General features: G+C 36.3%; 12 protein-coding genes. 9 read left to right on the top strand and 3 right to left on the bottom strand.

Features of this window, described 5'->3' with window-relative positions:
- Nucleotides 1-50 precede the first annotated feature (50 nt).
- The 7 genes from BAU23_RS27845 to BAU23_RS27875 all read left to right on the top strand — a co-directional run bounded on the left by BAU23_RS27845 (nt 51) and on the right by BAU23_RS27875 (nt 6,600).
- Nucleotides 51-1,511, top strand: coding sequence for an alanine/glycine:cation symporter family protein (locus BAU23_RS27845; RefSeq protein ID WP_000387488.1), 1,461 nt, complete (start codon nt 51-53; stop codon nt 1,509-1,511).
- Entirely contained in the window at nt 1,456-2,376 is a 921-nt protein-coding gene (locus BAU23_RS27850) for an amino acid ABC transporter ATP-binding protein (protein WP_033656517.1), read from the top strand. The genes BAU23_RS27845 and BAU23_RS27850 overlap by 56 nt, the downstream gene beginning before the upstream one ends.
- A 12-nt stretch (nt 2,377-2,388) precedes the next feature.
- Nucleotides 2,389-3,219, top strand: coding sequence for a glutamine ABC transporter substrate-binding protein GlnH (gene glnH, locus BAU23_RS27855; RefSeq protein WP_000916495.1), 831 nt, complete (start codon nt 2,389-2,391; stop codon nt 3,217-3,219).
- 97 nt (nt 3,220-3,316) lie between these two features.
- Nucleotides 3,317-3,973 (top strand): amino acid ABC transporter permease, encoded by a 657-nt coding sequence (locus BAU23_RS27860; protein WP_001112678.1) that lies wholly within the window; start codon nt 3,317-3,319, stop codon nt 3,971-3,973.
- Nucleotides 3,974-4,618: an amino acid ABC transporter permease gene (locus BAU23_RS27865; protein ID WP_000345966.1), complete on the top strand. Its 645-nt coding sequence runs from the start codon at nt 3,974-3,976 to the stop codon at nt 4,616-4,618.
- A 202-nt stretch (nt 4,619-4,820) separates the two neighbouring features.
- Nucleotides 4,821-6,248 (top strand): amino acid permease, encoded by a 1,428-nt coding sequence (locus BAU23_RS27870; protein WP_001188003.1) that lies wholly within the window; start codon nt 4,821-4,823, stop codon nt 6,246-6,248.
- Entirely contained in the window at nt 6,223-6,600 is a 378-nt protein-coding gene (locus BAU23_RS27875; RefSeq protein ID WP_000778856.1) for an OsmC family protein, read from the top strand. Before BAU23_RS27870 ends, BAU23_RS27875 begins: the two co-directional genes overlap by 26 nt.
- 69 nt (nt 6,601-6,669) lie before the next feature.
- Here BAU23_RS27875 and BAU23_RS27880 read toward each other — a convergent pair whose 3' ends face one another.
- Nucleotides 6,670-7,611 (bottom strand): helix-turn-helix transcriptional regulator, encoded by a 942-nt coding sequence (locus tag BAU23_RS27880; protein ID WP_071735652.1) that lies wholly within the window; start codon nt 7,609-7,611, stop codon nt 6,670-6,672.
- 107 nt (nt 7,612-7,718) lie between these two features.
- Here BAU23_RS27880 and BAU23_RS27885 point away from each other — a divergent pair, with 107 nt between their 5' ends.
- The gene (locus BAU23_RS27885) at nt 7,719-8,240 is read left to right on the top strand and encodes a dihydrofolate reductase family protein (protein ID WP_000085844.1); all 522 of its coding nucleotides are present in this window, start codon (nt 7,719-7,721) and stop codon (nt 8,238-8,240) included.
- Between the two features lie 13 nt (nt 8,241-8,253).
- Here the strand turns inward: BAU23_RS27885 and BAU23_RS27890 are convergent, their stop codons facing one another.
- Nucleotides 8,254-9,645, bottom strand: coding sequence for a sensor histidine kinase (locus BAU23_RS27890; protein WP_071735654.1), 1,392 nt, complete (start codon nt 9,643-9,645; stop codon nt 8,254-8,256).
- Between the two features lie 11 nt (nt 9,646-9,656).
- Nucleotides 9,657-10,334, bottom strand: a complete 678-nt coding sequence (locus tag BAU23_RS27895; protein ID WP_000565488.1) for a response regulator transcription factor — start codon at nt 10,332-10,334, stop codon at nt 9,657-9,659.
- Nucleotides 10,335-10,505: 171 nt separating this feature from the next.
- Here BAU23_RS27895 and BAU23_RS27900 point away from each other — a divergent pair, with 171 nt between their 5' ends.
- Nucleotides 10,506-11,753 (top strand): cell wall-binding repeat-containing protein, encoded by a 1,248-nt coding sequence (locus tag BAU23_RS27900; protein WP_000738889.1) that lies wholly within the window; start codon nt 10,506-10,508, stop codon nt 11,751-11,753.
- Nucleotides 11,754-11,822 lie beyond the last annotated feature (69 nt).

Below are 11,822 nucleotides of genomic sequence, written 5' to 3' on the forward strand. Positions count from 1 at the left end.
ATAATTTTATATATATTCTGAATATTCTTTATAAAGGAGGAGGGGGAAAGTTGGAAGCTATCGTAAGTTGGATAAATAATATTGTTTGGAGTCCAGCACTTGTCTATTTATGTTTAGGAGTAGGTCTATATTTTTCCATTCGAACAAGGTTTTTACAAGTAAGACATGTAGGAGAAATGGTGAAGCTTACATTTAAGGGAGAAAAGTCTGATGCGGGTGTTTCTTCGTTCCAGGCGTTAGCACTTTCGTTATCAGGGCGCGTTGGAACAGGAAATATTGCCGGTGTTGCAACGGCTGTTGCCTTTGGTGGTCCAGGGGCTGTATTTTGGATGTGGGCGGTAGCCTTTCTAGGAGCTGGTTCTGCATATGTAGAATCGACGCTTGCACAAATATATAAGACGAAGCATCAAGGGCAATTCCGCGGTGGTCCTGCTTATTACATTGAAAAAGGACTAGGTGTTAAATGGTATGCTTTAGTATTCGTTGCAGCGACAATTCTTGCGACGGGGATGCTGTTACCGGGTGTTCAGGCGAATAGTATTGCTGTAAGTCTAGAAACAGCTTTTGGTATTAATACTTCCGTATCAGGAGCGGTATTAGTAGCGGCATTAGCACTTATTATATTTGGTGGAGTTAAGCGAATTGTTAACGTAGCGCAAGTTGTAGTACCGTTTATGGCGCTTGGCTATATTTTAGTAGCCTGTGTAATTGTAGCTATGAATATTGAAAAATTACCAGACGCTTTCATGTTAATTTTAAAAAGTGCATTTGCATTAGAAGCGGCTTTTGGCGGGATTATTGGTTTAGCAATTTCTTGGGGTGTAAAACGTGGTATTTATTCAAACGAAGCAGGGCAAGGAACTGGGGCCCATGCAGCAGCAGCAGCTGAAGTATCGCATCCAGCTAAACAAGGGTTAGTACAAGCATTTTCCGTTTACATTGATACATTATTTGTTTGTTCAGCAACAGCATTTATGATGATTATTACAGGCATGTATAACGTATTTGATGCAAGCGGAAAAAACTTTATCGTCAATAAATTAAATGGTGCACAACCAGGTCCTGGTTATACACAGGCTGCGGTAGAATCTGTTTTCCCTGGATTTGGAAACGGTTTCGTGGCAATCTCTCTACTATTCTTCGCATTTACAACAATTATGGCTTATTACTACATTGCAGAAACGAATATCGCTTACTTAAATCGTGATAAAGACCGCCCTTGGATGTCTATCGTACTAAAGTTTGTATTCTTAGGAGTTGTATTCTACGGTTGTGTAAAAACAGCAGCAACAGCGTGGGCTTTAGGAGATATTGGTGTAGGAATTATGGCATGGGTTAACATTATTGCGATTCTATTATTACAAAAGCCGGCATTGATTGCATTAAAGGATTATGAAAAGCAGAAAAAAGAAGGAAAAGATCCAGTATTCGATCCGCAGAAATTAGGAATTAAAAATGCTGATTTCTGGGAGCATGAATACGGGAAAGACAAGAAAGAAGAAGTATCTTAAGAGAATAGAAATGAAGGAGCAAAGGGAAATCCCTTTGCTTTTTTTTATGGGCAAAATGAGGCAGGCAGTTATTTTTTTGCCTATTTTTGAATATAAAAAGAATGTACATGCTTTGTTAAGGGAAGGGGGGAGTATGTTGATAGAGTTTCGTAATGTAAATAAATATTATGGTACCTTTCAAGTTTTAAAAGATATTAATGTACAAGTGAAAAAAGGTGAAGTGGTAGTAGTTGTTGGGCCGTCCGGATCAGGAAAAAGTACGTTGCTACGGTGTATAAATCAGTTAGAGACAATTACAGATGGAGCGTTAATTGTACAAGATAAGGAAGTACACAATGCAAAAACAGATATGAATGAATTACGCCGAAATATTGGAATGGTCTTTCAACATTTTTATTTATATCCACATAAAACGGTTCTTCAAAATATTACACTAGCACCGATTAAAGTAAATAAAGTTTCAAAAGAGGAAGCTGAGCAAACAGCGATGTTTTATTTAGAGAAAGTAGGAATTCCGGAGAAGGCTAGCGTATACCCGCATCAATTATCCGGAGGACAACAGCAAAGGGTAGCAATTGCTAGGGGGCTCGCAATGCAGCCGGAAATTATGCTATTTGATGAGCCTACGTCTGCTCTTGATCCAGAGATGATCGGGGAAGTACTTGATGTTATGAAGACGCTAGCTAAAGAAGGGATGACGATGGTCGTTGTCACGCATGAAATGGGATTCGCGCGAGAAGTAGCAGATCGGATTTTGTTTATGGATGATGGTCAAATTATTGAAGATACAATACCGGCGCAATTTTTTGCAAGTCCTGAACAAGAAAGAGCTCGTCTATTTTTAAGAAGAGTGTTAAATCATTAAAGGGGGAGTTTTATGCTTAAAATGAAAAAATTGTTTACGTTAATCGTATTTTCATGTTTATTCGTACTTGTCGTTGCTGGATGCGGAAGTAAAAAAGATGAGACGAAAGAAACGAATACGAAACAAGGCGGGGCTGTTGAGCAAATTAAAAAGCGCGGGAAACTAGTAGTTGGAGTGAAGAATGATACGAACTTATTTGGCTTGAAAAATCCTTCGACAGGACAGGTAGAAGGGTTTGATGTTGATATCGCAAAGGCGCTTGCGAAAAAAATTCTTGGAGATGAAAAGAAATTAGAATTAAAAGAAGTAACGTCTAAAACGCGTATTCCACTACTGAAAAATGGTGATATTGATGCAATTATCGCGACAATGACAATTACGGAAGAACGTAAAAAAGAAGTAGATTTTTCAGATGTATATTTTAAAGCAGGGCAATCGTTACTTGTGAAAAAAGGAAGCGATATTAAAAGTATTGATGATGTGAAAAAGGGTGTGAAAGTGTTAGCGGTAAAAGGTTCAACGTCTACAAATAATATTCGTCAAAAATCACCAGAATCGACTGTATTAGAATTTGAAAATTACAGTGAGGCATTTACAGCGTTAAAAGCAGGGAAAGGCGATGTATTAACGACAGATAATGCAATTCTTTACGGCATGGCAAAACAAGATTCGAATTATGAAGTTGTAGGGAAAATTTTCACGGATGAGCCGTACGGAATTGCAGTGCAAAAAGGTGCAGATGATTTAACGAAAGAGATTAATAGCTTGCTAAAAGATATGAAGGCGAACGGGGAGTACGACAAGTTGTATGAGAAATGGATTGGGCAAAAACAAGAGAAGTAAAGTGATAGTTTCATTAATGGAGCTTTATTCTCATTGATAAATAGTAAGAGGATGAGGGATGCTCATCCTCTTCTTGTAAAGAAAGAGGGGAGAATATGTGCCTGATTTTTCTATATTGACGAATAACATTGATATGTATTTAGAGGGCTTTAAGTATACAGTTATGTCTAGTGTAATTGCGTTAATAGGTAGCTTTATTTTGGGAGTAATTTTGGCTGTAATGCGCATTGCACCTATTCGTATTTTAAATTGGTTGGGAACGGCTTTTGTAGAGTTTGTAAGAAATATTCCACTCGTATTAATTGCATTTATATTTTATTTCGCTTTACCTGTAATAGGAATTACTTTCAACGGTTTTGTAGCAGGGACAGTTGCGCTTACAGTTTATACTGCGGCTTTTATTGCAGAAGTAATTCGTGCTGGTATTTTATCAGTCGCGAAAGGCCAAATGGAAGCAGCTCGTTCTTCAGGATTAACTTATACGCAAGCGATGTATCATGTCGTTTTACCTCAAGCAATGAAAATCGTAATCCCTCCTCTAGGAAATCAATTTCTCAATTTAGTAAAAAACTCTTCCATACTCGGAATTATCGCTGGTACCGATTTGATGTATCAAGGAGATTTAATTTCAACGAAGACATTTGTTACGTTCGACGTTTATATATTTGTCGGGATGTTTTATTTAATATTAACAATTCCGCTCAGTATGCTAGTGCGTTATTTAGAAAAACGCTTAGCAAAGGAGGCGGTGTAAATGGATTTTAAGGGAGCAATTACAGGAGATCATATTCTGTTTTTATTAAAAGGCTTACTTATAACGTTAGAGGTAGCGCTCGTAGCAATTGTACTCAGCTTTATTATTGGTAGTATAATAGGGATATTGCGCTACATGAAAATCCCTGTCGTCTCACAAGTATTAGGAATTATCGTTGAAGTGATTCGAAACTTACCACTACTTTTAATTATATTTTTCACATATTTTGCGCTTCCAGAAGTAGGCTTGAAATTAGAGATTATAACAGCTGTAATTGTTGCTTTAACAATATTTGAAGCAGCAATGATATCTGAAATTGTTCGAAGTGGTCTATTATCGATTGAAAAAGGACAGATTGAGGCCGCAAGATCTTCAGGATTAACGTATGTTCAAGCACTGTGGCATATCATTTTACCACAAGCATTAAGAAGAATGGTCCCGCCGCTTGTCAGTCAGTTTATTTCATTGCTGAAAGATACATCATTAGCAGTTGGTATATCACTGCCAGAGCTTATGCATAATGCTCAAATTATTAGCGGGCAGAATGTAAATTATATGATTCCGACATTTATACTAGTAGCTTGTATGTATTTCGTTGTAAACTACGGTTTATCAATTTTATCTAGAAGATTAGAAATACGGTAACTCTTACAATAAATGTAAGAGTTTTTCCTTTTAAATCCTTTTTTACCTCAAATTAGCATCGAAACCTCTTAATAATTGGATTTTTATATTATTTTATCAGAAAAGTTTTAATTTTATATAGAAATTGTAACCGCTTTCGTGTATATTTTTATTATCAGAAAATTTTAACAAGATATAGGGGTACTTGTAGGGGAGGATTAAGATGCAGCAAACAACGAATGAGCAATTACATCGTACGATGAAGAGTAGACATTTATTTATGATCGCACTAGGTGGTGTAATCGGAACTGGTTTTTTTCTAGGTTCAGGTTACACCATTAATCAGGCTGGACCAGGGGGAGCCATCCTTTCATATTTAGTGGGCGGATTTATTATGTATTTAACAATGCTTTGTCTTGGAGAGTTAACGGTAGCAATGCCAGTTTCAGGATCTTTCCAAAAGTATGCGACGAAGTTTATTGGACCAGGAACTGGATTTATGATCGGTTGGCTATACTGGATTGGATGGGCAGTAACAGTAGGATTAGAATTAACATCGATCGGTTTAATGATGAAAAGATGGTTTCCGAATGTTGATGTTTGGGTATGGTGTCTCGTATTCGGTGTTATTTTATATGCTTCAAATGCAATATCAGCGAAGAGTTATGCTGAATTAGAGTTTTGGTTCTCTAGTATTAAAGTAGTTACAATTATTGCATTCATTCTACTTGGTGGTAGTGCATTACTAGGATTTTTACCATACGACGGAAAAGAAGCAGCTCCTCTTTTCTCTAACTTTGTAAGTGATGGTGGGCTATTCCCGAATGGACTAGCTGCAGTGCTTCTTACGATGATTACAGTTAACTTTTCCTTCCAAGGAACAGAGTTAATCGGGATTGCAGCAGGAGAGAGTAAGGAGCCTGAAAAAACAATTCCACGCGCAATTCGTAATACAGTATGGCGCATTATGTTATTCTTCATTTTAACAATGACAATTTTAGTAGGGTTAATTTCTTGGAAAGAAGCAGGGGTAATTGAAAGTCCATTCGTAGTTGTATTTGATAAAATCGGTATTCCATATGCAGCTGATATTATGAACTTCGTTATTATTACTGCTTTATTATCTGTAGCGAACTCAGGGTTATATGCAGCAACGCGTATACTATGGTCACTTGCAAATGAAGGAATGGCACCAACTTCTTTCAAGAAGGTAAATAAGCGTGGTATTCCAATTACAGCGCTAGTCGTAACGATTGCTGTTGCGGCATTATCGTTATTAACAAGCTTCCTTGCAGAAGATACAGTATATATGTACTTATTATCTATAGCTGGTTTATCTGCTGTTTCAAGTTGGATCATTATTGCTTTATCGCAACTTCGCTTTAGAAGTCAGTATTTAAAAGGCGGAGGAAAATTAGAGGACTTAAAGTATAGAACACCACTATACCCGCTTGTTCCAATTTTAGCTTTAATTACAAATAGCATCGTTGTTATTAGTTTAGCGTTTATTCCAGAACAAAGAATGGCGTTATATTGTGGTATTCCATTTATCATTTTCTGCTACATATATTATTATATGAGTAAGAAACGGAAGAAACCGATGAAAGTGGAGATGGAAAAAACAAATGAAACTAACAATCAAACACGATGATATGGAAGCAGATTTATCGTATGGTCAATTAGCGATTGGAAAAGAAAACGGGTATTCACCGTTACAATTACTCATTTCTTCTATCGCAGGATGTAGTGCAATTGTTTTCCGAACAATTTTAGAAAAGAAACGTATTACATACGATACGTTTACAATTGAGACTGAAATTGGGAGAAGTGAAGCTTTATCAAAACCAGTTGAAAGTGTTCATTTGCACTATAAAATTAAAGCGCAAAACATTACAGAAGAGCAATTAGACAAGGCGTTGCAACTTGCGGTGAAAAACTGTACGATCGTTCAATCTGTAAAAGATAGTATAAAAGTTACAGAAACAATTGAATTAGTAAAGTGAAACAGAAAAACGTGAGAATAGGGCGCTCACGTTTTTTTGTTTTTGGCAGAGGAATTCTCTTATGCCTTTTTAGTCACCATACATACTTAAAATTTCTTTCGCACGTATACGTAAACCATCTATCAATTCTTTCGGTTCTAAAACGTGTGCATCTTTTCCAAGTCTATAAAATAAAGGGGTAATAAAGTTAATTTCACCTTTATCAATTGTTGAATGTATATATCCTGTCCCGTCTTCGTTTATTACCACGAATTCTTCAAGATAAGGAACGCTTTTACATTGGCGCACGCCTTCTGTCGTTAATAAAACATGTAACTGCGTAGGGGTGTGTACTATGTTAGAGCTAGAGGCAAACCACTCTTCTAAATTCATGAACGTATCCTCATTTTCTTCTGTTGATAATATAGAAAGAATACGATCAATGCGATACAGTAATACTTTTTTTCTGCTGAAGTCATAGGATGGTAAGTACCATAGCCCATCATGAGCATATACACCGATAGGATGAACATGTTTTGTTTTTATTCCCGACTTAGATTCGTATTGAAAGTGTAAATCTTTATTTTCAATAGCCGCGGTTAGCACTTCGTTTAAAAGAGGTGTATCAATTGTTCTCTTTGGATTCCAAAAAGCAATATAAGAGCGTATTTTATCAACTTTCGCTTTCGCATCATATTGTAGAGAGCTATACAGTTTATGCGTAACGGAATTGATTTCTGTATTAAAAGGTAAGTCTCGATAGTAACTTAAAGATTGAAAAGCAAAAAAGATGGAGACTGCTTCTTCTTCGGTGAATAAAATAGGCGGAATGACTTTATTCGTTAATACTTTATATCCTCCGTTACGACCTTGTTCTGCGTAAATGGGTAATCCCATATCACTTAAATCTAAAATATATCTATGAACAGTACGAACAGAAATATTAAATTCATCAGCTATTTCTTGAGCTGTAAATGCTCTTTTCGCAGAAGCAAATATAAGAATGTCTAGTAAACGTTTTGCTTTTGACAACTATCTCACTCGTTTCTTTTTTAACATGACATGAATTGTCATGTTTTAAGGTTAGTATAGTGTGTATAAGGTAATTTTATCAATATACGTTGCAAGGAGGAAAAGAGATGTCACGTGAAGTTGTTTTATTTATAGCCGCTAGTTTGGATGGATATATTGCGAAAGAGAATGATGATTTAGAGTGGTTAATGGAAACCGAAGGAGAGGGAGATAACGGTTACACAGAAATGTATGAAACGATTGATACAATAATTATGGGAAAAAGAACGTACGATTATGTAGTAGAGCATACGGAAACATTCCCTTACTTAGATAAAGCATGTTATGTTTTTTCTCGTTCAGAAAAAGGTTCAAACGGAAACGTGGAGTTTGTAAATGAAGATGTAGTGGAGTTTACAAAAAGGTTGAAATCGCAGGAAGGATCTAAAATATGGATGGTCGGCGGAGGGAGTCTACTGAGAGAGTTCTTTAAGAATAATTTAATTGATGAATACGTTGTTACGATTACACCTCACATATTAGGTTCTGGTATTCCGCTATTTAAAGAAAAGAACCCGGAAATTAATTTAACTTTAACGGATACGAAACGTTTTGGGCAATTTGTAAATTTATATTATAAAGTAAAATGATAAAGAAACACGACTATTGATGATAGTCGTGTTTCTTTATAGATGGTAATGAAATGGTAAAACAAGACCCGTGATCAACTTCACTTGTGACAGTAATATTTCCGCCATGTAGCTCCACAATTTCCTTTACGATAGATAGCCCTAAACCGGTTCCGCCTGTAGCTCGTGATCTAGCTTTATCAACACGATAAAAGCGGTCGAAAATGTGAGGGAGGTCTTCTGGGGGAATACCTTCTCCCTCATCCTCAATTTTGATGGAAATATGTTTATCTTCTTCTGTAACAGAAATATTGATATGAGAATGTTCTTTTGAATGCCTATAAGCGTTATTTAAAATGTTCACTACAACTTGTTCGAATCGCTGTTCATCCAAGTTTACTAACAGTGAAGGAGGACAAGTGAAAGAAACTGTAACGTGTCTTTCCTTATACATTGCGTTTACCTTTTCGGTCATGCGAGTAAGGAAGGGGTGTAAATGCACTTCCTGTACGTGAATGAAAAAGTTATGTTTTTCCATTTGAGCAAGTGAAAATAAATCTTGAACTAAGTTTGTAATATAATCAGATTCGTCTTTTATAATGGATAAGTATCGTAAACGCTGCTCAGGAGGTGTACTTTCTTTTAATGCAATGTCAGCATAACCTCTTACGTACGTTAAAGGTGTTCTTAATTCATGAGCAACACTTGCTAGAAATTCACTTCTTTCAGTTTTCATATAATGTAAATCATTTGCGAGAGTTTGGATGGAGTCTGCTAGTTCACCAATTTCGTCATTTCGAGTAGTCGTTAATGAAACTGATAAATCCCCCTTACTCATTTTTTCAGTCGCTTGTTTCATGTGTAACAATGGTTTTGTTAATAAACGTGACAATAGAAAAATGGTGATAGCTGTTAATAGGAAAGTAATGACTCCGGCGATAATGAATTGTCTTGTTAGCCCGTTAACCATTTCTTCGATTGATTCCGTCCCGAGAAACATATATACATAGCCTTCCGTTTTTCCTGCCACTACAATTGGACTAACTGTACATATATAATTAGATGTTTTCCAATGATTCTCTATAATTGCTCCATCATGACCTGTTCGTGTTTGCATGCTTTCAATATGTTTTTTTATAGTAGTATTTATTTCATTGGATTTTGCTAGCACTTCCTTATTTGCATTTGTAATAATAACAGTTGTTTCAGCTTCGGATTCCATTAAAGCAACATGGGAGATTGTTTGTCTATCAAAATACTTTTCAAGGACATCTCGGTGACTATTTCCGCGCTTTAATAAAGCTGTCATTTCTTCATTTACTCTATTGTTTACAAGGCTATAATAGAGCAAGACAAATAGAACACTTTCGATTAAAAGTGTAACAATCAGAAAATAAAATCCGAGTTGAAGAGAAATTCGCTTCATCGTTTTGCTCCTTAGTTTTCAATATCAATCCATCGATATCCTACTCCGTAAACAGTTTTTAAATGGTGATCAATGGGGAAATTTACTTTTCGTAATTTGTCACGTAAATTACGAATATGTGAATCGACTGTTCTATCTTCTGTATTTGTATTTAACCCCCAAATTCGTTCAATAAGCTGATCACGGCTTAATACGTAGTTCACATGACGTAAAAATAATCCGAGTAAAGAGAATTCGATTGGAGTGAGAAGAAGTTCTTCATTATAGACAGAAACGAAATGCTTGGCCTCATCCCATAAAATGCCGTGATATTGGATTTGCGTACGTTGATTCGTTCGTCTTAAAACAGCTTCAATTCTTGCGAAAAGCTCCTCTTCATGGAAAGGTTTCGTCACGTAATCATCTGCTCCAAGTTTTAACCCTTGGATGACATCTACCTTTTGATCACGGGCAGTTACCATAATGATAGGAACGTTACTAAATGATCGAATTCTTTTGCACGTTTCCCATCCATCCATCTTTGGCATCATAATATCGAGTAAAACAAATTTGAAATTTCGATTTTCTATATGTGAAATAGCTTCTTCTCCGGACACTGCACATACGCAGTTATATCCGATTGGAGTAAGATAAAGTGTTAATAATTCAAGCATTCTCGGTTCATCGTCTACGAGTAGTATATCAATCATAGAGTACCTCCGCATTTGTAGTTATTATTTAAATTGTAAGTCAAAATCATGAAGAAATGGTGCAGATTATCATGCATCTGCATAATTTCTTCAGAATTGCTTGTTATCGTAAAGTTGAAATTCCATTTTAGGTAATAAGATTGATTCGAAAACAATTATGGGGGCGATATAGTGAAAAAGATGACCCGAATTTTGGGGATAACAATAATTGCAGCAGTCGGTCTTGCGGCATGCGGACAAACGAATACAGATCATAAAAACCATGAATCTACAGAAGAGAAGAAAACAGAGCAAAAGGAAATGAAAATGAATCAGGAGGTAACTGCGCCGAAAGAAATGAATCAAGGTGCATCGAATGATTTATTAACGACAAGTTTAAAAAATGTAACGAGATTAAATACAAATGATCCTCTGCAAATGGCAATATTAACTTCGCAAACGATATGGCCAGCAACGCATAAAGAGAATCAGCCAGGCGCTATTATTTTAGTGCCAGTGAACGAGTGGCAATTAGGTATTGCAAGTGCGGATCTTATTCATCATCCGAATAACGGGCCGATTTTATTTATAGAAAAAGAAAAAGTACCCGAAATGACGTTAAAAGAAATAAAACGATTAAATCCTCTCGGAACAAAAGATGGAACGCAAATTATGGTGATGGGGGATGTAGGGGCATCTAGCCTAGAGCAATTAAAAGAATATAAAGTAAAGCAAATAAAAGAAACGGATCCAGCTACATTTGCTAAAGATGTTGATAAAGAATATGCCGATATAACAGGGGATTATCCAAATAGCGTTATTATTGGTTCATCGGAAGAAGAAGGACGCTTATATACAACACCAGCTGTAAATTGGATTTCTCATATGCCAGAACCGCTTTTATATACAGAAAAAGAAACGGTGCCAGAAGCGACGATAGAGGCATTAAAAATGAGAAAAGATAAGGCAAATATATATGTGTTAGGACCAGAAAAAATCATTTCAAAAGCAGTAGAAAAAGAGTTAAATAAATATGGAAAAGTGACCCGTATTAGCGGAGAGACTCCAACAGAAAATTCGATTGCGTTTGCGAAATTTAAAGATGAAAAAACGAAATTTGGCTGGGGGTTCACAAAACCAGGGCACGGTTTGTCATTTGTTTCAAGTAAAACACCAGACTTAGCAGTTGCGGGAGCACCTTTTTCACATATGGGTAAACACGCACCTGTTGTATTGTTAGAAGAAGGTAAAGCTTCACAACCAGTGTATGACTTCCTTGCTAGTATTCAACCGAAGTTTAAAGATGACCCGACACTTGGACCGTATAACCACGGCTTCTTATTAGGAAGTACGAGTGATATTTCATTTGAGACACAAGGTATATTGGATGAGAGGTTAGAGATTGTGCAAGAAAGTGGTCAAGGGCACGGTGGACATTAATAAAATGAGCAAAGGCGCTGCCAAGGTAGCGTCTTTTTCTTTAGGAAACTTTTACATAGCAAAAATATC

The organism is Bacillus nitratireducens (genome assembly GCF_001884135.1).
GTDB lineage: Bacteria > Bacillota > Bacilli > Bacillales > Bacillaceae_G > Bacillus_A > Bacillus_A nitratireducens.